General features: G+C 65.4%; 21 protein-coding genes. 9 read left to right on the forward strand and 12 right to left on the reverse strand.

From position 1 onward, the window contains the following. From A9762_RS11660 to A9762_RS11675, 4 genes are all read right to left on the reverse strand, one after another. Positions 1-692 (reverse strand): SH3 domain-containing protein (locus tag A9762_RS11660; RefSeq protein WP_069342213.1); only part of this gene is annotated, 692 nt, incomplete at its 3' end. A 153-nt stretch (positions 693-845) separates the two neighbouring features. Next, on the reverse strand, positions 846-2,564 hold the full coding sequence (locus A9762_RS11665) for an inorganic phosphate transporter (protein WP_083253849.1): 1,719 nt from the start codon (positions 2,562-2,564) through the stop codon (positions 846-848). 13 nt (positions 2,565-2,577) lie between these two features. Next, positions 2,578-3,684, reverse strand: coding sequence for an S-(hydroxymethyl)glutathione dehydrogenase/class III alcohol dehydrogenase (locus A9762_RS11670; RefSeq protein ID WP_010805175.1), 1,107 nt, complete (start codon positions 3,682-3,684; stop codon positions 2,578-2,580). Positions 3,685-3,897: 213 nt separating this feature from the next. Further along, complete coding sequence (locus A9762_RS11675) at positions 3,898-5,619, reverse strand: bifunctional diguanylate cyclase/phosphodiesterase (protein ID WP_069342214.1); 1,722 nt, start codon at positions 5,617-5,619, stop codon at positions 3,898-3,900. 437 nt (positions 5,620-6,056) lie between these two features. Between A9762_RS11675 and A9762_RS11680 the strand changes: the two genes are divergently transcribed. The 4 genes from A9762_RS11680 (at position 6,057) to A9762_RS11695 (ending at position 10,348) form a co-directional block, all read left to right on the forward strand. After that, complete coding sequence (locus A9762_RS11680) at positions 6,057-6,638, forward strand: YfiR family protein (protein ID WP_139133181.1); 582 nt, start codon at positions 6,057-6,059, stop codon at positions 6,636-6,638. Between the two features lie 146 nt (positions 6,639-6,784). Next, positions 6,785-8,059 carry a diguanylate cyclase domain-containing protein gene (locus tag A9762_RS11685; protein WP_069342280.1) on the forward strand — a complete coding sequence of 425 codons (1,275 nt, stop codon included), beginning with the start codon at positions 6,785-6,787 and terminating at the stop codon, positions 8,057-8,059. 111 nt (positions 8,060-8,170) lie between these two features. After that, a complete protein-coding gene (locus A9762_RS11690) occupies positions 8,171-8,758 on the forward strand; it encodes an OmpA family protein (RefSeq protein WP_371442830.1) in 588 nt (195 codons plus the stop codon). A gap of 288 nt (positions 8,759-9,046) precedes the next feature. Further along, positions 9,047-10,348 carry an SGNH/GDSL hydrolase family protein gene (locus A9762_RS11695; protein ID WP_083253858.1) on the forward strand — a complete coding sequence of 434 codons (1,302 nt, stop codon included), beginning with the start codon at positions 9,047-9,049 and terminating at the stop codon, positions 10,346-10,348. Between the two features lie 38 nt (positions 10,349-10,386). On the opposite strand, the gene A9762_RS11700 is transcribed toward A9762_RS11695, so the two are convergent. Next, positions 10,387-11,058 (reverse strand): 2-hydroxychromene-2-carboxylate isomerase, encoded by a 672-nt coding sequence (locus tag A9762_RS11700; RefSeq protein WP_069342215.1) that lies wholly within the window; start codon positions 11,056-11,058, stop codon positions 10,387-10,389. A 244-nt stretch (positions 11,059-11,302) separates the two neighbouring features. Between A9762_RS11700 and A9762_RS11705 the strand changes: the two genes are divergently transcribed. Next, positions 11,303-12,364: a YeiH family protein gene (locus tag A9762_RS11705; protein ID WP_069342216.1), complete on the forward strand. Its 1,062-nt coding sequence runs from the start codon at positions 11,303-11,305 to the stop codon at positions 12,362-12,364. A 125-nt stretch (positions 12,365-12,489) separates the two neighbouring features. Next, the gene (locus A9762_RS11710; RefSeq protein ID WP_069342217.1) at positions 12,490-12,672 is read left to right on the forward strand and encodes a hypothetical protein; all 183 of its coding nucleotides are present in this window, start codon (positions 12,490-12,492) and stop codon (positions 12,670-12,672) included. Between the two features lie 41 nt (positions 12,673-12,713). Here the strand turns inward: A9762_RS11710 and A9762_RS11715 are convergent, their stop codons facing one another. The 4 genes from A9762_RS11715 to A9762_RS11730 are packed head-to-tail and all read right to left on the reverse strand — an operon-like array spanning position 12,714 to position 15,677. Beyond that, positions 12,714-13,607 carry a glycosyltransferase family 2 protein gene (locus tag A9762_RS11715; protein WP_069342218.1) on the reverse strand — a complete coding sequence of 298 codons (894 nt, stop codon included), beginning with the start codon at positions 13,605-13,607 and terminating at the stop codon, positions 12,714-12,716. A 16-nt stretch (positions 13,608-13,623) separates the two neighbouring features. Next, positions 13,624-14,997, reverse strand: a complete 1,374-nt coding sequence (locus A9762_RS11720; protein WP_139133182.1) for an O-antigen ligase — start codon at positions 14,995-14,997, stop codon at positions 13,624-13,626. Positions 14,998-15,055: 58 nt separating this feature from the next. Next, positions 15,056-15,406, reverse strand: coding sequence for a hypothetical protein (locus tag A9762_RS11725; protein WP_069342220.1), 351 nt, complete (start codon positions 15,404-15,406; stop codon positions 15,056-15,058). A gap of 58 nt (positions 15,407-15,464) precedes the next feature. Beyond that, the gene (locus A9762_RS11730; RefSeq protein ID WP_069342221.1) at positions 15,465-15,677 is read right to left on the reverse strand and encodes a hypothetical protein; all 213 of its coding nucleotides are present in this window, start codon (positions 15,675-15,677) and stop codon (positions 15,465-15,467) included. Between the two features lie 306 nt (positions 15,678-15,983). Between A9762_RS11730 and A9762_RS11735 the strand changes: the two genes are divergently transcribed. The 3 genes from A9762_RS11735 (at position 15,984) to A9762_RS11745 (ending at position 19,245) form a co-directional block, all read left to right on the forward strand. Next, positions 15,984-16,937: a LysR family transcriptional regulator gene (locus A9762_RS11735; RefSeq protein WP_069342222.1), complete on the forward strand. Its 954-nt coding sequence runs from the start codon at positions 15,984-15,986 to the stop codon at positions 16,935-16,937. Positions 16,938-17,163: 226 nt separating this feature from the next. Further along, complete coding sequence (locus A9762_RS11740) at positions 17,164-17,817, forward strand: DUF4286 family protein (RefSeq protein ID WP_069342223.1); 654 nt, start codon at positions 17,164-17,166, stop codon at positions 17,815-17,817. A 75-nt stretch (positions 17,818-17,892) separates the two neighbouring features. Further along, positions 17,893-19,245, forward strand: coding sequence for an MFS transporter (locus A9762_RS11745; protein ID WP_083253851.1), 1,353 nt, complete (start codon positions 17,893-17,895; stop codon positions 19,243-19,245). 13 nt (positions 19,246-19,258) lie between these two features. On the opposite strand, the gene A9762_RS11750 is transcribed toward A9762_RS11745, so the two are convergent. From A9762_RS11750 to A9762_RS11760, 3 genes are all read right to left on the reverse strand, one after another. After that, entirely contained in the window at positions 19,259-22,135 is a 2,877-nt protein-coding gene (locus A9762_RS11750; RefSeq protein ID WP_139133183.1) for a hybrid sensor histidine kinase/response regulator, read from the reverse strand. Then, positions 22,132-22,923, reverse strand: a complete 792-nt coding sequence (locus A9762_RS11755; protein WP_240493529.1) for a helix-turn-helix domain-containing protein — start codon at positions 22,921-22,923, stop codon at positions 22,132-22,134. Before A9762_RS11755 ends, A9762_RS11750 begins: the two co-directional genes overlap by 4 nt. Positions 22,924-23,387: 464 nt before the next feature. Next, complete coding sequence (locus A9762_RS11760) at positions 23,388-24,689, reverse strand: UDP-N-acetylglucosamine 1-carboxyvinyltransferase (RefSeq protein ID WP_069342225.1); 1,302 nt, start codon at positions 24,687-24,689, stop codon at positions 23,388-23,390. Between the last annotated feature and the right edge of the window lie 116 nt (positions 24,690-24,805).

Raw genomic sequence — 24,805 nt, forward strand, 5'->3', positions numbered from 1 at the left:
CCGCCATGACCCCCGCCATGACCACCCCCGTGCCCGTCGCCACCACCCGGCGGACGTCTCCCCGGTCCCCCATGGCCCGGCGGCCTCGGGCCCGGACCCGGGCCGGCGCCATGTCCCGGGGGGCGCGGACCCGGCCCTGCGCCGTGTCCCGGCGGCCTCGGTCCCGGTCCCGGATAGTGACCACCCGGCGGTCGCGGTCCCGGCCCCGGATAGTGACCGCCCGGTGGCCTCGGCCCCGGACCCGGGCCCCAATGCGGCGGGCGAGGACCCGGCGGCGGACGATGCCAATACCGCTGGTCGTTGTACCAGGGACGGTTACGGTAATAGTTGCCCCAGTAATTGCCGATGGAGAAGGCGATGATCGGCAAGCCGATCATCGTCCCGTAATTGAGCACGGGTACCGGATTGCCCTGATAGGGATAGCTGAGCAGCGCGCCATAGATCCATCCGCGTGCGCCCGGCAGGCCGATGTCGCACCACGAGTAGCCGGCGATGCAGCCGTAAACCGTTACCGGCATGCCGGGCGCCGCCTGTGCGACGATCGGGTAGTCGGAGGCCGGACCCGCTCGCACATTGGCCGCCGAGTTGATGACGGCTTGCCCCGACTGCGCCGACGCGACTTCGGGCAGGGCCGCGAGCGTGGTCAGCATGGCAGTCCCCGCCAGAATGAGCGGCAAGGTTCGTTGGTTCATGGTCTTCTCCCTGTTGTGACGAGGTGCAGCCCCAAACCTCTGCATGCCGGTTCGACCGGTCGTGTCGCTGGTTGGTTTGCAGTAACGCGTAACGAAACGTTGCAGCCATATTCTCGCGCGTTACAGCATTTACATTCGCGCCCGATCCCACACTCAGAACAACTGGCGAAAGCCCCAGTACAAGCCACCCGCAAGCACGATCGCGGCCGGCAGCGTGAGCACCCACGCCAGTAACAAATTCCGGATGGTGTCCCACTGAAGACCCGCACCGTTGATGGTCATGGTGCCCGCAACACCGGATGACAGCACGTGCGTCGTGGACACGGGCATGCCGAACATGTCGGCCGCGCCGATGGTCATCATGGCGACGACTTCGGCCGACGCCCCCTGTGCGTAAGTGAGATGTTTCTTGCCGATGCGCTCGCCCACGGTCACGACGATGCGCCGCCAGCCGACCATCGTCCCCAGACCGAGCGCCACGGCGACCGACACTTTGACCCAGAACGGGATGTATTTGGTCGCCGTGTCCAGCTCGCCGCGAAACACCCTGAGCTCGCGCTCGGTGTCGGGCGCAAGACGAACATCATGTGTGTCCTGCCGACGCTCCAGCAGACGTATCGTCTCCGACACGATGTACATGTCGTTGCGCACGTTGGCGACCGACGTCGCCGGAACTCGCGCAAACGAGCCATGCGAAGCGATGTCGTGACCGATCTCGCCGGTCAGCTCGGACAGCGCCGGCACGACCTCGGGCGTGAATTGTTCGGTGCGAATGAAGCCGGTCAGTACGTCGCGCGCCGGAGCGGCCGCCGGGATATCGGAGACGGTCGGGCTCAGCGGCGGATGCGCTGCGAGCGAGCGCTGCACACGCTGCGCGCTGGCGGCGAATTGCGCGACCTGCGCGTCAGGCATCGCATGGTTGAGCGCATAGGCGATCGGCACGGTGCCGACGAGAATCAGCATGATGAGACCCATGCCTTTCTGCCCGTCGTTGGACCCGTGCGCGAAGGACACGCCCGTGCAGGTGAGGATGAGGATGCCGCGAATCCACCAGGGCGGCGGCGTGCGCGGCTCGGGCGATGCGTAAAGCGCGGGATTGCGCACGCACACCTTGAGCGCTATGAACAACGCCGCAGCGAGGCCGAAGCCGATTACGGGCGAAAGCAATAGCGAGTAACCGACGCTCGTGACCTGCTCCCAGTCGATGCCGCTGGTGCCGTCGCGTCCGTGCATGAGCGCGTTCGCGATGCCGACACCGACGATGGACCCGATCAGCGTGTGTGATGACGACGCGGGCAATCCCAGCCACCACGTACCGGCGTTCCAGAGGATCGCGGAGATCAGCAGCGCGAACACCATGGCAAAGCCTGCGGACGAACCGACTTGCAGGATCAGCTCGACAGGTAACAACGCCACAACGCTGAACGCCACCGCGCCGCTGGAGAGCAGCACGCCGAGAAAGTTGAACAGGCCGGACCACATCACGGCAATGCTCGGCGGCAGGGAGTTTGTGTAGATGACGGTTGCCACCGCGTTGGCGGTGTCGTGAAACCCGTTGACGAATTCGAAGCCCAGCGCGATGAGCAGGGCCACGACGAGCAGCAGGAACGGCAGTAGCGCGATGCTGTGCTCGCCCGCGCGCCCCACGTCGTGCACGAGACTGACCGTGGTGAAGGTCAGGCCCGCGAGCAACAGGGTGAGAAAGAGGGCGAGACGAATGCGATGGCGCCGCCGGCGTGCCCGCGCGAGCGGTACGCCGGTCGGGTCGGCGCGCCCCTCGCCACCGAGATCCTTGCGATCCCCGCCGTCCTTGCCGGACGAGCGTGGCGGCCGCGGTGGCAAGGCCGGCGTGGGGGCGCCGCCGTGTGCCATCGTGTGTCGTCGCTCAGTACAGCACGACCGAACGGATGGACTCGCCGCGCTTCATCAGATCGAAACCTTCGTTGATCTGGTCGAGGCGCAGCGTGTGCGTGATGAGATCGTCGATGTTGATCTTGCCTTCCATGTACCAGTCGACGATCTTCGGCACGTCGGTCCGGCCACGCGCACCACCGAAGGCGGAACCCTTCCACTCGCGGCCCGTGACCAGTTGGAACGGACGCGTGCTGATCTCCTGACCGGCCGCCGCCACACCGATGATGAACGACTGGCCCCAGCCCTTGTGGCAGCACTCCAGCGCCTGACGCATGGTCGTCACGTTGCCGATGCACTCGAACGAGTAGTCCGCACCGCCGTCGGTCAACTGCACGATGGTGTCGACGACGTTCTCGACCTCCTTCGGGTTGATGAAGTGTGTCATGCCGAATTTCTTCGCGAGTTCGACGCGACCCGGGTTGATATCGACGCCGATGATCTTGTCGGCGCCGACCATCTTCGCGCCCTGAATGACGTTCAGGCCGATCCCGCCCAGACCGAAGACGACGACGTTCGCGCCCGCTTCGACTTTCGCCGAGTACACGACAGCACCGACACCGGTCGTCACGCCGCAGCCGATGTAGCAGACCTTGTCGAACGGCGCGTCGGAGCGGACCTTCGCCACGGCGATTTCCGGCACGACGATGTAGTTCGAGAAGGTGGACGTGCCCATGTAGTGGAAGATGGGCTTGCCGTCGAGCGAGAAGCGCGACGTGGCGTCCGGCATCAGGCCGCGGCCCTGCGTGCTGCGGATCGCCTGACACAGGTTGGTCTTGCGCGACAGGCAGAACTTGCACTGACGGCACTCGGGCGTGTACAGCGGAATGACGTGGTCGTCTTTCTTGAGCGTGGTGACGCCCGGACCGACGTCGACGATCACGCCCGCGCCTTCATGGCCGAGGATGGCGGGGAAGATGCCTTCCGGATCGGCGCCCGAGAGTGTGTAGTAGTCCGTATGGCAGATGCCGGTGGCCTTGACCTCGATCAGCACCTCGCCGGCGCGCGGCCCTTCCAGATCGACTTCTTCGATGGTCAGGGGTTTGCCCGCTTCCCAGGCAATGGCGGCTTTGGTTTTCATGGCGATGTTCCTCGTTGCTACGTCGTTCGGGGGAATCCCTTCGCGACGTACCATACCGCGTTCTAAAGTCACGCGCGAGTCTTGACACGCCATGTCGACAAAAAAGGCGGCACCGGATACATGATTCGCCGGGGTGGCGGGGCGTCAGCGGTGGGGCGCCGCTGCTTTATCAAACGATGTCACCGGCGAGCGCCGCTGCATGAGCAGTCGATGTCACCGGCGAGCGCCGCTGCCCAGGGGCGCAACGATGTGATAAAAGCCCTGAGCGTCGACGGGGCGGGCGAACCAGTAGCCCTGCGCCTCGTCGCAGCCCAGTTCGGTGAGCCGCTGCGCCTGCGCCTGCGTCTCCACGCCCTCGGCCGTCACCCGTAATCCGAGCGAGTGGGCCATGGCGATGACGGCGCTCACGATGGCATGGCTCGGCGCGTGCGTGAGCATGTCGCGCACGAAGCTCTGGTCGATCTTCAGGCGATGCACCGGAAAGCGCGTGAGATACGCGAGGCTGGCGTAGCCGGTGCCGAAATCGTCCACGGCGATCTCCACCCCCATATCGTGCAGCGAACGCAGGCACCCGATGGCGGCGCTGGAGTCGCCCAGCAGCACCGTTTCCGTAATTTCGATCTCGAGATAGCGCGGCTCCAGCGCATTGACGTTCAGTGCCCGCTCGACCATCCCCACGACATCCTGCCGCGCGAACTGCTGCGACGAAACGTTCACCGACACGCGCGGCAAATGGCCGCAGCGCCGCAGCAACCGGCTCGCCTCGCGACATGCCGTGCGCATGACCCATTCGCCCAGCGGCAGGATCAGCCCCGAGGTCTCGGCAATCGGCACGAACTCGGCAGGACCGACAGCCCCGAGCGTCGGGTGACGCCAGCGAAGCAGCGCCTCCGCGTTACGGATCTCGCCGGTCGAGAGGGTGACCTGCGGCTGATAGACGAGATGCAATTGCGAGTGCGCCTGCTCGTGCACGGCCACACGCAACAGGCTTTCCAGCTCGTTGCGTCGCCGTGTCTGCGAATCCATCTCGCTGCTGAAGAAGCGCAGGCCGCCACCGGCGGCGCTGGCGATGCCGAGCGCGACATGGGCGCGCCGCAACAGCGTCTCCGGCGTGTTGCCATGGTCGGGGTAGCTGACCGCGCCGATGCTCGCGTCGAGTGCGACGGTGTTGTCGTCGACGTCCACCCACTGCGCCAGCCGCGCCTGAATGCGCGCGGCGAGCAACCGGGCGCCGTCGCCGGTCTCGTTGGTGACGATGACGAACTGACTGCCGCCGAGACAGGCGAGCGCGTCTTCCGGCCCGCTGGCTTCGCGCAAGCGTTCGGCCGCGATGCGCAAGGCGAGCTCGGCCGTCGGTGGCCCGAAGGTGCTGCGCAGTTTGCGCAGGTGATCGAGTTCGACGAGCATCACCGTCAACCCGACCCGCTGATTCGCGCAGCGGTGGATCGCCAGTTCCAGCCGCTCGTTGAGCAAGGTCTGGTTGGGAAGGTTGGTGACCGGGTCGTGATGCGTGACGTACCACAGGCGAGACGCCACCTGCACTTGTTGCGAGAGATCCAGCACGATCCCGACCCAGCGCCGCTCGCCCGGGGCATGTTCGACGCAGGAGAGCGCAAGACGGACCGGCAGCCAACTGCGGATGTGGGTGAGCAGGTGCCACTCGTCGTCGTACGGTACCGGTTCGATGGCCGACAGGCTGGCGAGGGCCGGCAGGCGACGGCGGGCGAGCTCGGAGGGATCGAGCAGCGAGAGGAAGCTGCGTTTGCCCAGCAGGTCGTCCGGCTGGTAGCCGGTCAGGCGCGTGAATGCCGTGTTCATGCGTTCGAGCATGCCGTCGTCTGTGCACACGAACATGGCATAGGGCGCGCTATCGAGCGCGGCGCGGCTCAATTCGGCTTGTACGTCAGGCACCCGACGAGGCACGGGATCGTTCACGTCCGCACCTCCCGAAAGCCGGTCCGGCCGGAATTCAGGAACGTCATGCAACACCTCCCTGGCGTCGCGATTTTTATCTCGAAGATCGAGCGATCGAATGGCTCGATTCCTTTTGATTTTCAATTGGTTATGAACGCCATTCTGCCACGATGCAAGCCCTTTCGTGCAAGGGAAAACGCGGGGGCGGAAGGGGTTTCGAAAACGTGCCGGGACGCGCATGCTGTGAGCTTGCGGCCCAGTGTGCGGAACCCGGTCTCCGACTCCGTATCTGGCTCGATGAAGAGCCCTTCGGTATCATGCGGCCTGATTCCGGCGAAGAACGGACATTTCAGCAAAGAGGAAAGACGGCATTGCATAGCGTCTCGATCAAGACGAGCGGCACGACACGGGGCCCGCGGCGAGCGTGCCGCGCGGTTCTGCATTGGCGCGCGCGTCTGATGCTGTGTTCGCTGATGTTGTGCATGCTGATGCCCGGCGACGCGATGGCGCAGACGTCCGCCAGCGCCGGGGCGGGCGCAGCCCCCTCGCCGGCAGGTACCCGCGAGGCCAACGTGCGACAGGTCGTGCTGGGTATCGTCAGCTTCACCCGCTGGCCCACGCCGCCCGCGAAGGTGCGCCTGTGCGTGATCGGCAACACCGACTACGCGCGCGACCTGCTCACACCGCCTGCGGGGCAGGCCTCCGGCAATACGAGTAATACCGGTAATGCCGGTGTTGCGCCGCCCGTCGACGTGCAGCGCGTGTCCGCCACAGAACCCGCCATTGGTTCGTTGTGCGATGCGTTGTATCTCGGCGCGGTGAGCGACACCGAACGCCGTGCGGTCCTGGCCGCACTCGCCGGTCACCCCGTGCTCACGATCAGCGAGCGCAACGACTCCTGCACGCTCGGCACGATGTTCTGCCTGAACGTCGATACCGACCGGGTGACCTTCGACATCAACCTCGACACCGTCGCGCGCAGCGGCGTACGTGTCCACCCGAACGTGCTGAAGCTGGCACGAAAGCCGGGGACACCATGACAACCCAATTCCCCCCAGCCCATCCCCCACCGAACGGACCGGGCGTGCCCGTTGCCGGATTGATGCCGCCGCACAGCGCTGTCGAGCTGGCGTCTGGCGCGGCGACGCATGAACCGCAAACCGCCGCACCCGACGCGGTCCCTGATATGGCCGCCGAGGCATCGGCGGCGTCTCCCCCGGTGCGCCGCCGCCGACCTTCGCTGCAACGGGTGCTGCGGCGCACGCACCTGCGTCTGGCGGTCTCCGCCGTGGTGCTCGCGGCACTCTCGCTCTCGATCGTCGCGTGGATCGCACTGCGCGCCTACGCCGAGAACAACCTGCTGCTGATCGGACGCTCGCTCGCCTACACGGCCGAAGCCGCCGTCGTGTTCGGCGACCGCGTGGCTGCGCAGGAAGCCATTGCCCTGATTGCGAACGACGAGGACGTGGTGCAAGTGCGCGTGCTCGATGCGCGCAACGTCCAGTTCGCCATGTGGCGCCGCCCTGACGGCGGCACGTGGTCGCGCATCGAGCGTACCGTGGCCGATGTCGCGATGCCGGGGCCCGTGACGCTGCCGATTCGTCACGACGGCAATGTCGTCGGGCAAATCGAAGTGCAGGGGCAGGGCAACCAGTTCTTCGTGTTTCTGATGAGTGGGGTCGGCGGCGTGCTGGCCTGTCTGCTGGTGACGTTTGCGGTGGCGAACCTGCTGGCCAAGCGCATGCACCGCGATATCGTCAAACCCCTGCGCGCGCTGGCGGAAGTCGCCCACGCGGTGCGTCGGGAACGGGCGTTCCATCAACGCGTGGCCGCCACGCCGATTGCCGAGCTAAAAGAGCTGGGCGACGACTTCAACGCGCTGCTCGACGAATTCGAGGGCTGGCAGAACCACTTGCGTGCCCAGAACGCTACGCTCGCCCATCAGGCGAATCACGATCCGTTGACGGGCCTGCCGAACCGCGCGTACTTCGAGTCGCGTCTGGCGCAGGCGCTTGCAGAGGCGGGGGAGCTGGGCACCCACGTCGCGCTCCTGTATCTCGACGGCAATCGTTTCAAGGACATCAACGACCGGCTCGGACACGACGCGGGCGACGCCGTGCTGGTGGCCATCGCAGGGCGGCTGCGTCAGCCGTTGCGTGAGGGCGATCTGGTGGCGCGTCTCGGTGGCGACGAGTTTGCCGTGATGCTGCGCGGCGTGCGTCAGACCTCCAATGCCGTGCGCCTCGCGCAGACGCTGCTTGCCTCGATGGAACGACCGATCGCGCTGCCTGATGGCATCAACGGCGGCGAACTCGTCACCTCGATGAGCATCGGTATCGCGTTGTACCCGACGCATGCCGACGACGCGCCCGCGCTGCTGCGTGCGGCGGACGCGGCGATGTATCAGGCCAAGCGTGCCGGCCAGGGCACCTGGCATGTTGCGGAAAGCCCCAAGAGATAAGGCGGCTGGCAACACCTAAGCTGAACAAACGACAACAAGAAACGACGACCGGATTTCACACCGCAATGGGGATTGGTTTTGAGCACTCATCACACACGTGAGCGCGCTTCGATGCGCGCTTTCACCCGCCACGCCCGTCGCCTCGACGAAGGATTCGTAGCATTCGAAGGTTTTGCTGCCGCGCTGACGCACATCGCGACGTCACTGAAGGCATCCGTTCGCCGGATGCTCCTGCTCGTCTGCCTGCTCGGCGTCGGCGTGCTGGCCGGGTGCCAGACCGCGCCGGTGCACGGCCTCACGCCTGAGCAGATTGCCGCACTCAAGGCCGAAGGCTTCAAGCAGACGGATGAAGGCTGGGAGTTCGGGCTCTCGGACACGGTACTGTTCGACACGGACAAGTTCGTGGTGCGCGATACGGCGCGCGACACCGTGTCGCGCATCGGCCACACGCTCGTGAAGGTCGGACTGGATGCCGTGCGTGTCTACGGTTACACCGACTCGGTCGGCAGCGACACCTACAACGAACAACTCTCTGCGCGCCGTGCCGATGCCGTCGCCGGCGTGCTGGTGGATGCCGGTATGCAGCGGGCCGGCATTCAGACGATCGGTGCCGGTAAGCGCAATCCGGTGGCCGATAACGGCACACCGGCCGGACGGGCGCAGAACCGGCGTGTCGCCATCGTAATTTCGACGCGCTAGGCATGGCAGGCAGTCTCCGCTGCCTCGTGCGGTGTTTCGCTGAATAAAGCAAAACACCGCCTGGACGGCGCGAATGACCCGAAAGGCAACGTAAGCCCTTGCCAGTGGCCACAATGAGGCACAATGGCGGCTGCTGCCCCGACTCGCGGATCGCCTCCGCTGTCCCTGATGCTTTCGATGTTCCCGACGTTCCTGAACCACCGGTTCCCGCGGTTTTCCGCTACCGAGGGCTTGCCGCAAAGGCATCGTGCCCGGCATGTTGCGCTGCGCACCGTCGCGCGCTTCACGATGACCACGCTGACGCATTGCGTCGTGGCTTGTGCCGTTACTGGGGTCGCAGGTGCGGCATCGTCGGCGTTCGCACAGGGCGCGCCGAATGTGGCGACGTCTGCGGTTGCCGGGAACGCTCGGGTCGGCGCCTGGGCGACGGCGCCGCAGGCGGTCGCACAACATCCGGCCGCGCCGTCGTTCAATCGTGCCCCGGCCGCTGGCGGGCGCACCGTCCGTCAAATCATTTTCCCGACGCTATCCGGTAACGAAGCCCGTGTGCGTTTCTCGAACACCTTCGGCACGCAGCCGCTGGTCATCGAGCGTGCAACGCTGGCGGTCTCGGCGCGCGGCGCTGGCATCGATGCCGCGAGCCTGCGAGGTCTGACGTTCGGCGGCCAGCCGGTCGCGCGCATTGCGCCGGGCGCATCGCTCGAGAGCGATCCGGTGCCGTTCGCCGTGCGCGCCGGTACGCCGCTGGCGGTCAGCCTCTTTACCCGTGAATCGAAAACCCCCACGACGTGGCACAAGATCGCCCAGCAGACGGCGTTTCTGAGCGGCGCGGGGGATTTCGTCGATGACGCGCAGGCGTCGGCCTTCCCCACGCGTTTTACGAATACGTTGTGGCTGGCCGGGCTGAGTGTGACGCCGGATGTGCCGTCGCATGCCATCGTCGCCATCGGCGATTCGATTACCGACGGCATGCGCAGCACGCTGGGCGCGAATCGTCGCTGGCCCGATGGGCTCGCGCGGCGTCTGGCCGCCGCCGGGCGACGCGACGTGGCCGTCCTCAATCTCGGCATCAGCGGCAACCGGCTGCTGCACGACTCCGCCTGCTACGGCGAGCGGCTCGTGGCCCGCTTTCATCGCGACGCGCTGGAGCAGCCGGGCGTAAAAACGGTTGTGGTGCAGATCGGCATCAACGACATCAATTTCGGTTACGTGCCGCCGCACGCCGGGCTCGATTGCGACGTACCCCATGTGATCGTGACGGCGCCGGAGATGATCGCCGGATATCAGTCGCTGATCGCCGCGGCCCACGCGCGCAACGTGCGCATTCTCGGCACCACGATTCCGCCCGGCAAATTGCCGCCCGAGCGGGAGGTGGTTCGCGAGGCGGTCAATCGCTGGGTCCGTAGTAGTGTCGGCAATGGCGGGTTCGACGGTGTCATCGACTTCGATGCGGCGCTACGCGATCCGTCGCAGCCGACGCGCATGCTGCCGCGTCTGGACAGCGGCGACGGCACCCATCCGAGCGATGCCGGTTACGCCGCCATGGCCGAGGCCGTGCCGTTACCGCTGGTGCTGGGCACCGGCAAATAACGCCGGACTGTTCATCCGGCGGACGTGGCGCGATCGCTTCAGCGCTCGCGTCGCACGCCTACCGTCACCTGTTGCAGACGTTTGACGTCCGGCGATTGCAGCCATTCGGGGTGCGCGAGGCAGTGACGGAACATCGCTGTCGCATCGTCGCCCCAATACAACTCCCCCTCATACGCAAACGTCGGCACGCCGAACACGCCTGCGGCAATCGCGGCTTCGGTGTTCTCGCGCAAGGCGCTCTTGACGTCCGGCGCCTCCGCGCGGGCGAGCGCCTCGTCGGCGGACAGCCCGAGCCGTTGGCTCAGGTCGGCCCAGCCCTGAGCGTCGGAGACATCGCGGCCCTCCGCCCAGATGAAGCGGAAGATCGTGCGCACGACGTCATGCGTCGCCCCCAGCGAGACAGCGAGCCTGAGCACGCGAATCGGATGGAACGGGTGCACCGGCGGCATCTTGTAGGGAATGCCGTCCTGCTCGGCGCGGAATTGCGCCATCCGGTAGGTGAAGATGCGCTTGTGCGGTGTCTCCGCCGGCCCCTGCGTCTGCAAATGCACGAGGATCGCGCCGAGCACGATCGGCTTGAGTTCGACGGATAACGTGCGCGGCAGCGTGTCGAAGCGCTCGAATTGCAGGTACGCGAAGGGGGATGCGAAATCGAAATACCACTGGGCGCGGCGAACGTGGGTGTCGGCGGTAGACGTAGCTTGCGACATGGGGGCGCGGTCTCCTTGGTCTGGTTTTCTGATCGGCACGGCGTCGTGTCGTGCCCTGGCGCTCGAGACAGTGTAACGGGCGCTGGCATCACGCTGTAGGGGAGGCGGGAAAGCCATAAAAATCAATGCATTACGTCTGATCGTTATAAGTATCGGAAATATGGATATTCTGTATCCGATATAACGATTTTTATTATTGAAGCGGAGTTTTTAGACTTGCAGTCATTCGAAAGGAGTGCCTGCAATGACAACAAAAACCCACACCGCTTCGTCCGCCGGATCCACTGCCGCCAGTCGGCCGGATACGCTGGTGCCCGATCAGCACAACCCGTGGGCAGGTCTGATCCTCTCGACGGCTATCGCTTTCGTCGCGCTGCTGCTGGGTCGTCAGATGCCGCTCGTCGGCGGTCCGGTGTTCGGCATTCTGCTCGGCATTCTCGTGCGCAACCTGTTTTCGCCGGGCGCACGGTACGAGGCCGGCATCAAGTTCGCCTCGAAGTACGTGCTTCAGTGGTCGATCATCGCGCTCGGCTTCGGTCTGAGCCTGTCGCAGGTGGCCCACACGGGCCTCGAATCGCTCGCCGTCACGGCGGTGACGATCACCGCTGCGGGCCTGTCGGCGTGGGGGCTGGGCCGTCTGCTGGGCGTGCCCGACAAGCTCAAGCTGCTCATCGGCGTGGGCACGGCGATCTGCGGCGGGTCTGCCATCGCAGCCGTCACGCCCATCGTCAAGCCGGACGACCACGAAACGGCGTTCGCCATCTCGACCATCTTCCTGTTCAACATTGCCGCCGTGCTGCTGTTCCCGGTGCTCGGTCACGCGCTTCACCTGTCGGATCTCGGCTTCGGGATGTGGGCCGGTACGGCGATCAACGACACGTCGTCGGTGGTGGCCGCGGGTTACAGCTACAGCAAGGCGGCGGGTGACTATGCCACCATCGTCAAGCTCACCCGTGCCACGCTGATCATTCCGATCTGCCTGACGCTCGCCGCCATCGTGGCCTACCGCGCCAAGCGGGCCGGTGCCGGTAACTTCAGCCTCGCCCGTATCTTCCCGTGGTTCATCCTCGGCTTCCTGATCGCTTCGGGGATTCGTACGGCAGGGTTCGTGCCGGCATCGCTGCAACCGTGGATTCACGACGCCGCCGAGTTCCTGATCATCGTTGCGCTGACCGCCATCGGCCTGTCGTCGAACCTGCGTCGCATGGCCTCGACGGGGGTGCGTCCGATCCTGCTCGGTCTTGGGGTGTGGGCCGCCGTGTCGGTGAGCAGCCTCGTGGTGCAACTCACGATGGGGCAACTCTGATCCGACAGGCTTATGGATGCTTATTGAGGCTTAGGGCAGACCCGGCGGGCAAGCCGGGTTTCGTCACCTAGAATGCAATCACGGACGACGGTTTGTCGTCCGTGAAGCGTTTTCGGGAGGCCAGGATGACAACCTCGTTCGGTGAGATCTGGTACACGATCGGCGCGCTGGTGGTGATCGCGATACTTGCAGGGATGGTGTGGGAGCTGGGGGTGTGGTGGACGCGTCACCCGGATAGCCCCGCTGTGAAGCGTCTTGAGCATGCGTGGGCGCGAATCCGCCACCCACGGCACCACCCACCGCATTAAGGCTGCACTGATGACGGTCGAGCCACCAGCGCGGTGACCGCTCAGTCCAGTTTCAGATGGCGCGGCACGTCGGTATCCCAACGCGCGAGGTCTTCGAGCGGGTAGGGCTTGCTGCCGTGCAATGCGCGCTTGATGCGGCTCTTGCCGCTGGGCGTCGGCACGTTCGGTAGGGCGGCGCCCGCGGGCGTTCCCGCCAGATCGAGATAGTCGCGCTTGAATTCCGCCTGCGTCATCCCCCACTTCATCAGGAACTCGCGGCTACCGCGATTCTTCACCACGCGCCCGGTCGAGCGGCAGCCGAAGTGGTAGACGACGCTCTTGCCGACGATCCGGAACGTACGGCATCCGACCAGCCACAGCTTCATCAGGAAGTCGTCGTCGCTGCTCATCCCCGGTCCGAACTCGATGCTGTAGCCCCCGACGAGGTGCCAGAGGCTCCGGCTCACGAGGGTGGGCTGCGTGGGCACACCGTTGACGTCTTCCCGACCCAGTGAAGCGGCAAAGGCGATCAGGCCGGCTTCGTCGAACGTTTCCGTCGTCGTGCCGAAATCCTTCGAGACCACCTGCTTGCTGACCCCCGCGTTGGGTTCGATCATCACCGACGAGAGGTAATAGATCGGTGTATCGAGCGCACGGGCGGCGTCGATGAGCGCGGTGTCCCAGCCGGGCGTGACGAACATGTCGTCGTTCAGGAACAGCAACTGATCGTGCGAGGCGAGCGGCGCGAGCTGGTTGAGCGCCAGGCAGACGCCCACGTTACCGCTGCTGTGTGTGTGACGCAGACCCTGCTCGCGGACCCATTCCAGCGTTCCATCGCTTCCGTCGTTCACGTGAACGAGGATCTCGTGCGCCTCGCCCGAATGGCGGCGAACACTATCGATGCATAGTTTGAGGAACGGGAGATTGTTCCACGTAGGGATCAGGATGCTTAGCATATTGGGAGCGCTGCGATTAACGGCCGGCAGGGCTGGCAGGCGTTTCGTCGTCTGCCGGGGAGCCGACAGGATAGGCGAACGCGGCAAACAGGGCCAGCATCGTCGCGTAGAACGCGACCGTTACCTTGAGATTGAACGTCTCCACGGTCAGACCGAAGACGGCAAACGCCACCACCGTCATCAGTCCCATCAGGGCGGCTCGATTCTGCACATGACCGGTGCTCAGCCTGGCCGAGCGCATGAAGAAGATGGCCGGACCGGCGTAGATCCCGACGATGCAGAGCAAGCCAAGCAGGCCATAGTCGACGAAGTACGCCAGGATCTGATTGTGGACTTCTCCCTTACCGAGGTCGGCGGCCAGCGGCGTCAGTTGGCCGGAGGCTGCCATGCCGGGCATGGCATCGCGATAGCCGTGCGCCCCCTGTCCAAGGAGCGGGCGCTGCGCGATCAGCCTGCCTGCTGCTTTCCAGAGTTCCACTCGGATACCCGTCGAGGTGTTGGCGTCGCCTGCGGAGAGGTTGACCAGATCCGAGCGGATCATCTCGAAGCGGTCCCGAACTACCTGCGACGCGAATGTGCTTGCCAGCAGGGCAATGCCGATGAGTGCAATCGTCAGGCGACGCTTCATGCCACCCGGTTGACGTTGCCAGAGCAACCATATGATCAGCAGGCAAGGCAGCACGATCCACCCGCCACGGGACTGGCTGGCCCAGGAGGCATAGCAGCCCGCTGCGCCGCCGATGAGCTTGAAAGCGACGATCCACGGCTTGTCGTGCGACAGCCAGTGAATGGACACCAACGAAAGACTGCCAAGAAGAATGGCGATGTCGCCGAAATGGATGGGGTTCAGGAACGAGCTTTCCGCTCGGGCGGCGAGCAGATCTGCGGTCGAGTACCAGGCCATGAGAGCGGCGCATATCGCGCCGGTGGCGAAAGCCAGATCGGTCCACGTCGGCATGACGTCGACAATGCGCCTCAACCCGAGGAATACCAATGTCGCCAGAAGAAACCGGACCGGCGAGTCGAGGGTGTTTGCAACGACACGGCCATGCAGCGTCTCGACAAGCAGGATCGCAAAAAAGGGCAGCAACAGCGAGATGATGAGAATCCGGGCGTGCGGATTGTCTCGTAGACTCCGGCACAGTTCACCCGGCCGGCGATTCGTCAGGAGAATGACGGCGCCGAGAGCGGCGGTCACGAACATCGCCGTGTTTCCCCCGCGCGGGACCACGAGCGACGCTGCGGGAAACAGAAGGATTAGCGTGCCAAAAATATTGGCGACGAGGTGCCGGCTGAAAGCTTGTGCCGACGCGGAGGACTTGCTCATTGGGTACCAGGCAAACTGCGGGAATTTTCTTTGCACGAAGTATGCCAGAAATGCCCGCCGCACCGAGTTTACCGTCTACGGGGCGCAACGCCGGACGGCCGATCCCGCTAAAAATTCACAATTACAGGTTCATCGCGCCAAGTACGCCGCAAAGGTGCAGCGCGACGTGTGTCCAGGCGGCTTCGTCGTAGCCGTCCCCTTCCCGGGCGAGTTGCTGGGCTTCGTGGAACGTGCGCCAGATGGCGGCCGCGCTCGACGGCGTGCCCCCGGACAGCCGGTACTGGCGCTGCAAGGCTTCGGCCAGCCACGGTTGTTGTTCGGCGCAGGCCTGTGCGTAAGCCTCGACGGCGACGCGGGCGTACGGATCGGCCGCCGGGTCGAGGACAACCGGCTGGCATGCCGACGGGCGGGCCATCGAAGCGGCCATGGCGTGGCGCTCGGCGGCGCTCTGACGGGTGTGGTGGTGTTTCATATCGGTCTCGTCTCGTTGGCCGCGCCAGGCTTGCCGGCGCGGGATCACTTACGTGGACTCACTCGTTTTCCATATTGCGGATGAACAGCATGGCCGCGTGCTTGGCCTGATCGATGCTCGAGAACGTACGGCCGTCCATGGGCCAGATGTCGACCAGCACCGCATAGCTGCCGGGGTACTCGGCCTGCATGATGCGGATGTAATGCTGCCGGAACACACAGCGCGCGAGTTCCACTGTCGGATGCGGTCGGCGGAAATGGGCGGTTGACATGACAGTCTCCAGAGATTTGGCCCTCCGGCCTCGACGGGCCGTTGCACAAGATTCAGCAAATCCCGTGCCAGTCCTCTTGAGACGATTAACTGCTTGATTCGTAAGGGGATGGGGAAGATGAGGCGCGCCGCGTCGGCGAAAAACGTTACGAAAACGAAACATCACGAAACATGATGGGAACGCCAGGCCGTAACAGGCCCCCTCAAATGACCGTTGTTGACGATACGCAGGAAGCGTTTAACGACGTCTTTTGTGTTCCCGTTAAAATGGGCTTTTCCCCAAAGGTTGTCCGCATCTCCCGTAAGCATGAACCTGCGTTTTCTCGAAACCTTCGTCTGGCTCGCCAAGCTGCGTAACTTCCGGTTGACGGCGGAACGCCTGCACACGACGCAGGCGGGGGTATCGAGCCGGATCGCTTCGCTGGAGCAGAGTTTCGGCGTGCGGTTGTTCGACCGCAGCGCGCGCGAGGTCACCCTGACGGCGGCCGGGCAGAAGGCGCTCGCGTATGCCGAGCGCATCGTCATGCTCGGGCAGGAGATGAAGCGCGAGCTGAGCGACCCGGACATGCCGCCGGGGGTGCTCAAGATCGGCGTGGTCGAGTCGATCGTGCACAGCTGGTTTCCCGATCTCGCGGCGCGCATTCACCGCGAGTACCCGCAGCTCGAAATCGAGGTGACGAGCGAGACGACCATCAATCTGTGCAAACAGCTCGAAGCGGGCACGCTCGATCTGGTGCTGCAGACGGACATGCAGCACGGCACCGGCGTGGAAAACCTGCCGCTGGCCGAGTTTCCGATGCGCTGGGTGGCCAGTCCCAAGCTCAATCTCGAAGGCGAAACGCTCGACGTGGCCGATCTGGCCGCGTATCCGCTGGTGAGCTTCTCGCGCAATTCCGGACCGCACAAGACGCTGGAGCGCATGTTCTCGGTCGCGGCCGAACGCCCGGTGCGGGTGAACTGCATGACGTCGGTCGCGGCGATCATCCGCCTTGTCGCGGATGGTTTCGGCGTGGCAATGCTGCCCCCGGCGATCATCCAGCGCGAACTGGGCGAGCACAGCCTGCACCTGCTGCGCGTGAACGCCAATTTCCCCAATCTGCCGCTCGTCGGGTCGTTCCGCACGGGCGCGCTGCTTGCCGAGAACGTCGCCCGTCTTGCGCAACGCACCGCCAGCGAGTTCGCCCTGAATATGGGACCGGACATCGCGATTCCGCCTGCGGCTGCCATGACGGCCCCCGTGTGGGGCGCCGGCGATTCCTGATTTGTCCCGGTCTCATCCCCGCGTCATCTGGCGTGAAGCCCCGCCCGGCAAGGGTTCAGGCGGTCATAAGAATTTGCTGTCGCGGCGAATTTGATTTCTTGTTGGACGCATTTTCCGTCGTTTTGCACACTCGGCTGGACGGTCGGCCTGTGGCGCATGCTTTCGTCTTCGTTGCGAAGCGTGCCCCGGCCGGCCTCTCCGATTGTCGAAAACCGATGGATGCCTCATGACTGTGACTGCCCCGCGCGCCCAACTTTGTATCTGGACGAATATCGATCCGGCCTCCGAAGCGGATTTCAACCGCTGGTACGACCGTGAACACATGCAGGAGCGTGTGGCGATTCCGGGCTTCCAGTTCGCCCGCCGCTTCAAGGCGCTGCATGACTGCGCCCGTCCGTACCTCGCGCTCTACTGCACGCAAGACGCCGCTGTGTTCACGAGCGAGCCCTACGCCCAGGCGTTCAATCACCAGACGGAATGGTCGCTACGCAATTTCGCGCGCATGCAGGGCACGCAACGCCGTGTCGGCACGCTCGACGTCGAAGCCGGTGAAGGTCAGGGCGGAATGCTCGCGGCCTTCGTGCTGACGGAGGCGGTCGTGACGCAGGCTCGCTCGCGTCTGAACGCCCAACTGGCCGAACTGGCGCAGGGCGACGGGATCGTGCGCGCCACGCTGCAAGTCACGGTGCCGACGCTGTCCGTCTCGCTGACGGCCAAAGACGCGCCGCTGCCGCCGGCCGATGCCGTCGTTCTCATCGAAGGCACCGACCCGGACGCCGTGCGCGCCGCCGCCGAGACGCTGGCTGCCGCTCACGGTGTACCGGCCTCCGACGTGACCCGCTTCGCCATGTTGTGGCGCCTCGGCGCCAGTGGCGACTGACGTCCCACCGCTCATTCGCGAGGCCGGTCGCTCCGGCGGGTCTCGTGCAGATCTCGCGCACTTCTGGAGACATTCATGACAACGTATTCGAATACCCGCGATGTACGGGAAAACAGCGGGGCAGAGGGTGCGGTCGACAGCGCCACGACCGCGAAGCAAGGCGCCAACAAGGGACGTCTGGCAACCGCCAGCATGGTCGGCACCACGCTGGAGTGGTACGACTTCACCGTCTACAACACGCTGGCTGCACTGGTCTTCAACCACTTGTTCTTCCCGTCGGTCGATCCGCTGGCCGGCACCATCCTCGCGTTGTCGACGTATGCCGTCGGTTACGTCTCGCGTCCGCTCGGCGGCTTCGTGTTCGGTAACCTCGGCGACAAGATCGGACGGCGTGCCGTGCTGGTGCTCACGCTCGTGGTGATGGGCCTGACCACCGGGCTGATGGGCCTGCTGCCCACGTACGCGTCGATCGGTATCTGGAGTCCGGTGCTGCTCGTGGCCCTGCGCTTCGTGCAGGGCGTGGCGCTCGGTGGCGAATGGGCGGGCGCGGTGCTGCTCTCGGTGGAGCATGGCGATCAGAAGAAGCGCGGGTTGAATGCCTCGTGGACGCAGGTCGGGCCGTCGTTCGGCACGCTGCTGGCGACTGGCCTGATCGCGCTCATTACGCTTTCGATCTCGCCTGACGACTTCCTCACGTGGGGCTGGCGTGTGCCGTTCTTGCTGAGCCTCGTGCTCGTGGCCTTCGGTCTGTGGGTGCGTCGTGGCGTGGAAGAAACGCCGATGTTCGAAGAGATGCAGCATTCGGACCGTCAGGCAGAGATGCCGATTGCCGACGTTTTCCGCAAGCACTGGCGCAATCTGCTGGTCGCCGGCGGCTCGCGCATCGGCTCGGACGTGCTCTACGCACTCATGGTCGTCTTCACGCTGACGTACGTGACCGGCACGCTGCATCTGTCGCGTCCGCTGGCGCTGACGGCCGTGCTCGTAGGCACCGCCTTCAACGCGCTGACGGTGCCGCTGTTCGGCGCGCTCTCGGACAAGCTCGGCCGCCGTCCGGTGTATGGCTTCGGCGTGCTGTGCGCTGTGATCTGGGCGTATGGCTTCTTCGTGCTGCTCGATACGTCGAGCCCGGCGCTGATCGTGCTGTCCGTGGTCATCGGTCTGGTGATTCACGCCATCATGTACGGCCCGCAGGCGGCGTTCGTCACGGAACAGTTCCCGACGCGCGTGCGCTATGCCGGTTCGTCGCTGGCTTACACGCTGGCGGGTATTCTGGGCGGCGGCTTCGCACCGCTCATCATCGTGAGCCTGTACAAGGAGTACGGAACGACGTTCGCGGTGTCGCTGTATGTGACGGCAGCGCTCGCGGTCACGGCCATCGCACTCTTCGCCGCGCGCGAGACGGCACACCAGCCGCTTCGGGATTGATCTAACGACTGATCTAATACGGCGCCGCGCACAACGCCTCCAGCCCGGCAAGGTCTCCACGCTGGGCAAGTTGGTGGACGTGGTGCGCGAAGCCGTCGTATTGCGGTGCCAGCGTGCTCAGGTGACGCGCCCAGTCCATCAGGTCGGTGATCGCGCCCATGGCGATCAATTGCCGGGCTTCCACTAGCAGATCGCGTGACGGTCGTACGAGCGCAGCGCTGTCGGCGTCTGCCTCACCGTCCGCGTCGGCGGTGAGCGGGGCGTCGATGCGTTGCAGGTCGAGCAGCCGCGCCAGCGTGTGACGCAGGTCCGCGAGTTCGACCGGCTTGAGCAGGCAGGCGTCGTACCCTCTGGCGTCGTCGTCCGCTTCTGCGCCTTCCTCTCCCGCGGCACTCCCGACGCCGCTGCCCGCCACCACCTGCGGTGAGGCGGACACGGCCAGCACGGGCACGTCGGGCCAGCGTCGTCGCACGGCACGCGCTACGGCCAGACCATCGGCATTGGGCATCATGTGATCGGTCAGCACCAGATCCGGCAGCGTCTGTCTCGGATTGCCCAGCGCGGCGATGAGCGCCACGCCGTCACCGAAGGTACGCACGGAGAAGCCCAGACTGGCGAGTTCATCGTGCAGGAACTGCCGGATCTCGGGCGAATCCTCGGCAAGCCAGATGTGATAGCCGGTGCCGTCGAGCGGCGGGAGCGCATGCGTGGCGCCCGCGAACGATTGCGCGACGAGATCGGTCTCGCGCGCCACGTGCAGCGGCAGCGAGAACGTCACCCGTGTGCCGACGTCGGGCGTGCTGTCGATGGCGATGGTGCCGTTCATGCGCTCGATCCACTGCTTGACGATCGCGAGCCCCAGCCCCACGCCCGGCAAACGGCGTGCACCGTCGAGCCGCGCGAACGGTTCGAACACGCGGGGGAGGTCTTCCTTCGCGATACCGCAGCCGGAATCCTCCACGCCGAAACACACGTGCACGATGTCGGCGCGCGTGGCGTCCGGGGTGGCCGACAGCGACAACGTGATGGTGCCGTCGGCGGTGTACTTCGCCGCGTTGTCCAGCAAATTCCCCAACACCTGACGCACCCGCTTGGCATCGAAGGCGAGCAGCGGCGGCAGCGGCGCGCGCACGTCGAGCAGGAACGCGTTGTCATGCTTGCGCGCGAGGCTCATGCCTTCGTGCGCCATGCTGTCGATGAAGGCGTGGGTGTAGACCGGGGCGACGTGTAGCGCATCGGCCGCGCCGCCGCCTGCGTATTCGATCAGATCGTTGACCATCGCGAGCATGTGATGCGCGCTGCGACGGATGATGCGGCCACGGTCGGCGTCTTCGCGGCCGCCGGACTGGACGAGATCCGCGAAACCGATGATGGACGTGAGCGGCGTGCGCAGGTCGTGGCTGATGCGCGCAAGGAAGTCGCTCTTGGCGCTGTTGGCTTCGTCGGCCGCAATCAGGGCGGCCTGCAATTCGCGCGTGCGCGTGTCGACGGCGTTGGCCAGCCGCGCCTGTTCCTCACGACGCGTTTGCAACACCTCGCGCTGCGCAGCGCGCTGCTCGCGCACCAGTTCGCGCGAGCGTCCGGCCACGATGATGGTGAGCATCAGCAGCACGGAGATGTTCGTGCTCCACGCCATCGCCGTATTGGCCAGCCACTCCTCGGGCAGCAGGCCGTTGATGATCGCCAGCCGCCAGAACAGCACGACGCAACCCGGCGAGAACGAGAGCAGGCTCAGGCGCGCATTCTTGCAGCCGCGCCGCCAGCCGTCGATCAGCGAGACGACCCAGATGACGTTGAAGACCGTCAGCAATTGCAGATGGGTGAAGGCCGCCACACGGTGATCGCCGAACAGCACCCACACCGCCATGAAGCCCATGATCCCGATCATGACGCGGTACGTCCAGCGCCACAGCGCAACGCCGTTCAGACCTGCGAAGGCCAGCAGCATTGCGCTGAACGCGCCGGCCGTCAGTGTCGAGAAGAAGCTCGGCGCCCGGACGATGAACTCGCCGCCTTGCGGCAGGACATAGCGATACAGAAAGCCCTGAAACGCCATGTCCTGCGCGACCTGCGTGATGGTGGTGAGCGCGAGCAGTACGAAAACCGGATCACGTCGCGCGATGCCGAGCACGAGGGCGTAGAGCCCGATGGAGATCATCGAGCCCGCGAGCAGCATGGCGATCATGGCGTTGTGCGCCTCGGCCATGCGGAAGTCGTCGGGACGCCAGAAATGCGGCACGAGACTGACCGATGAGCGCGTCTCCACCCGGACGAGGAACGTCATGCGTTCGCCGGGGGCGAGCGTGATGGGAAAGACGGAGGTCTCGGACGCGATGGGGTGCTGCGTCAGCGGCACGGTGTGCCCCGCGCGCCAGCTGACGCTCGGCTGCGTTGCGCCGAACGGCATGGCATAGAAGCGGATGTCCTCCAGCCGCACGATGCCCACGCTCAGCCAGCGCGTGACCGGCGCCGCGCTCAGGTTCTCGACGTTGCCGGTGAGCCAGAACGCCGAGCGACTGTAGCCGGCGTTGAGCATGCGCGGGACGACCTGGCGCCAGCCGGGTGCGGCGAGCGCCTGTGTCGCGTCGAGCCGGCGCGTCGGGTCTTCGAGCATGCGCAACTGCGTGTCGAGCTTGAGTGGCGACGGGGCGGTTGCGAGGTCGATGGCGACGGAGGTGGCGACCGGCTTACCGGAGGGCGTCGGTGCAGTCGCCTCGGCAGCCGCGACGGCGCCGATCGGCAGCCAGAGCGCGATGAGTGCGATGAGCGCGATGAGTGCGATGAGCGCCATGAGCGCCAGACGAAGGAAGCGGGCGAAGGGGAAGACGTGGACGATGGGGAAGAAGCGGGCGAGGACTGTGCCGGGAATGCCCGATGGCGCAGCACTCATGGCGTGGACGGCGTGGGCGGCGTGTCGGCACCGTCAGTACCGTCGGACGCGAGATAGGTCTGCGCGCCCTGCTCACGAAAGCCGCTGGGCGGCATGCCGAAGCGCTCGCGGAACGCCGTCGCGAAATTGGCGGCGCTGGCAAAGCCCACGGCCGCTGCAATGTCCTGTACGTCGAGCGACGTCTCCGAGAGCAGGCGTCGCGCTTCCTTCATGCGTTCTTCGCGCAGGAAGTCGAAGACCGTGACGCCGACGCAGCGCCGGAACGCCAGATTGAGACGCCGCGTGTTCGTGCCCACGGCGCTCGCCAGTCCGGCAAGTTCGGGAGTCGTGCTCAATTGATCGAGCAGCAAGGCGCGTGTCGCCCGAAACAGCACAGCGTCGAGCGTATGTGCCTGTACGGGCAGCGGCGTGAGTCTCGTACCATCGCTGCCGGCACCGGACGTCGCCTGAGCGGGCGAGGGCGTCGTCGCCTTGAGATGGATCGACAGCCGCAGCCGCACTTCTTCGAAGTCGTACGGTTTGGTGACGTAATCGACCGCACCGGCCGTCAGTCCTGCAACACGTTCGCCGGGCAGGGCGGCCGCCGTCAGAAAGATCAGCGGGATGTGGCGGGTGCCCGGGTCCGCCTTGAGCAGACGGCACGCGCCGAGGCCGTCGCAGACCGGCATGCGGATATCCATGAGGATGAGATCGGGCTGCACCGTGCGGGCCTTGGTGTAGCCGTCGCGACCGTCTTGTGCGATGTAGACCCGGCAGCCCTGCTGACTGAGGAAGTCCATCAGCAGCATGCGGTCTTCCTGATTGTCGTCGACCACGAGCACACGCACGCCCGACAACTGCCGGGCATGGGGCGAGGCGGGCCATGCGCCTGCCGGACGAGATGATGTCGCGGTGGGGGCGGCGGACGCGGCAAACGACTGCGGGGGCAGGTGACGATCGCTCATGATGGTCGTCATTCTTTCACATTCGCCCGGACACGCTGCGTCAATTCGGTGTGAATGCCGGTGGGCGGGAAATAATTTTCCGTCAGGCAAACGTGGGATGCCGTCGGGCAAAGGTGCGGCAAGCGCGCGCCGGATCGGCTCAGGTAAGGTCAACCGTCGGGTTCGCAGCGGCGACGACCGGCGTGTAGGTGATCGGGGGGTCGTCTGCCGTCAGGGGTGCCGCAGCGCGAGCCCGGCCCCCCCGGGGGGGCCGGATCCGTACGGCTTCAAAGACATCGATGATCTCGATGCCGCCGCAGCGACGCCAGTTACTCCGGGTTCGTCCAGACGACGTTCGCGCCGACCGAGCAGAGATTCTCGACGAAGCGCGGATGCGCACGACGGATCGGCAGCGCGTTCTTGATGGTCGACTGTCCGTCGATGCTCGCGGCCACCATCAGCAAGGCGATCGCCACGCGAATGATGTACGGGCTCTCGACGACCGCCGGCGAGAGCGGCACGCCACCGAACGTGATCAGACGATGCGGGTCCGACTGGAACACGTGCGCGCCGAACTTCGACAACTCCGTCGACCAGCCCATCGCGCCGTCATAGACCTTGTTCCAGAACATGGCGCTGCCTTCGGCCTTCACGCCCAGCGCGATGAAGATCGGCAGCAGGTCCACCGGGAAATACGGCCACGGCGCGGCTTCCACCTTCGTCAGAATGTTCTGCGTGAACGGCGCCTGCACCTTGAGCTTGCCTTGCGCGGTTGCCGTCGACCAGCCGTCGCGGTGCTCGACCTTGATGCCGAACTTCGCGAACGTACGGTCGATCAGCGGGAACTGCTCCGGCGCCGAGTTCTTGACGGTGATCTCGCCGCCCGTGATCGCGCCCAGCGCCAGGAACGTGGTGATCTCGTGGAAATCCTCGGCGAAGCGGAATTCGCCCCCGCCGAAGCGCTCGACACCTTCAATGGCGAGCTGCGACGTCCCCACGCCTTCGATCGGCACGCCGAGCATCTGCATGAAGCGGCAGAACTCCTGCACGTGCGGCTCGGAGGCGGCGTTGTTCAACTGTGAGCGTCCGTTGGCGGTCGCCGCGCACAGCACAAAGTTTTCCGTGGTGGTCACCGACGCGTAATCGAGCCAGTGATGGATGGCCGGGCGTGCTTCGTCCGCGTGGATCAGCAGCGAGCCGGCGGTGCGCTCGACACGTCCACCGAAATGGCGCAGCACTTCGATGTGCGGATCGATCTCGCGCACGCCGAGCGTGCAGCCCTTGATGTTGTCTTCGATGCGCGCGACGCCGAACCGCGCGAGCAGCGGCGGCACGAGCATGATCGACGAGCGCATCTCCTCGGGCAGATGGTCGGTGCGCGGGTCGAACCGCGTGTTCAGGTGATGGACGTCCAGGATGCCGGCGTCGAAATCGACGCTGACATCGCTGCCGAGCTGACGAAAGATGTCGAGGATCTTGCGGACATCGGTGATCTCGGGCACGCCGATGAGGCGCACGGGCTGATCGGTCAGCAGCGTGGCGCACAGCACCGGGAGGACGGCGTTCTTGTTGGCGGAGGGGGTGATGCGGCCGCGCAGCGGCTGGCCGCCATGGACTACCAGATGGGACATGGGCTTCCTTCGGGCTTCGTGCTTCGTAATGGCTTCGTACTCAAGCGAGGGGCGGGATTGGCATGCGGGCCGTGGGCTCCTCGCGATCAGGCGCAATATACCCCGATTTGGGCATC

This window comes from Pandoraea sp. ISTKB (assembly GCF_001721285.1).
Taxonomy (GTDB): domain Bacteria; phylum Pseudomonadota; class Gammaproteobacteria; order Burkholderiales; family Burkholderiaceae; genus Pandoraea; species Pandoraea capi.

Coding starts and splice junctions, on each gene's coding strand:
- A9762_RS11665 (WP_083253849.1), bottom strand. CDS start 2,564: ATGGCACACGGCGGCGCCCCCACGCCGGCCTTGCCACCGCGGCCGCCA.
- A9762_RS11670 (WP_010805175.1), bottom strand. CDS start 3,684: ATGAAAACCAAAGCCGCCATTGCCTGGGAAGCGGGCAAACCCCTGACC.
- A9762_RS11680 (WP_139133181.1), top strand. CDS start 6,057: ATGCTGTGTTCGCTGATGTTGTGCATGCTGATGCCCGGCGACGCGATG.
- A9762_RS11685 (WP_069342280.1), top strand. CDS start 6,785: ATGGCCGCCGAGGCATCGGCGGCGTCTCCCCCGGTGCGCCGCCGCCGA.
- A9762_RS11690 (WP_371442830.1), top strand. CDS start 8,171: ATGCGCGCTTTCACCCGCCACGCCCGTCGCCTCGACGAAGGATTCGTA.
- A9762_RS11695 (WP_083253858.1), top strand. CDS start 9,047: ATGACCACGCTGACGCATTGCGTCGTGGCTTGTGCCGTTACTGGGGTC.
- A9762_RS11700 (WP_069342215.1), bottom strand. CDS start 11,058: ATGTCGCAAGCTACGTCTACCGCCGACACCCACGTTCGCCGCGCCCAG.
- A9762_RS11705 (WP_069342216.1), top strand. CDS start 11,303: ATGACAACAAAAACCCACACCGCTTCGTCCGCCGGATCCACTGCCGCC.
- A9762_RS11710 (WP_069342217.1), top strand. CDS start 12,490: ATGACAACCTCGTTCGGTGAGATCTGGTACACGATCGGCGCGCTGGTG.
- A9762_RS11715 (WP_069342218.1), bottom strand. CDS start 13,607: ATGCTAAGCATCCTGATCCCTACGTGGAACAATCTCCCGTTCCTCAAA.
- A9762_RS11725 (WP_069342220.1), bottom strand. CDS start 15,406: ATGAAACACCACCACACCCGTCAGAGCGCCGCCGAGCGCCACGCCATG.
- A9762_RS11730 (WP_069342221.1), bottom strand. CDS start 15,677: ATGTCAACCGCCCATTTCCGCCGACCGCATCCGACAGTGGAACTCGCG.
- A9762_RS11735 (WP_069342222.1), top strand. CDS start 15,984: ATGAACCTGCGTTTTCTCGAAACCTTCGTCTGGCTCGCCAAGCTGCGT.
- A9762_RS11740 (WP_069342223.1), top strand. CDS start 17,164: ATGACTGTGACTGCCCCGCGCGCCCAACTTTGTATCTGGACGAATATC.
- A9762_RS11745 (WP_083253851.1), top strand. CDS start 17,893: ATGACAACGTATTCGAATACCCGCGATGTACGGGAAAACAGCGGGGCA.
- A9762_RS11750 (WP_139133183.1), bottom strand. CDS start 22,135: ATGAGTGCTGCGCCATCGGGCATTCCCGGCACAGTCCTCGCCCGCTTC.
- A9762_RS11755 (WP_240493529.1), bottom strand. CDS start 22,923: ATGCTGCTGATGGACTTCCTCAGTCAGCAGGGCTGCCGGGTCTACATC.
- A9762_RS11760 (WP_069342225.1), bottom strand. CDS start 24,689: ATGTCCCATCTGGTAGTCCATGGCGGCCAGCCGCTGCGCGGCCGCATC.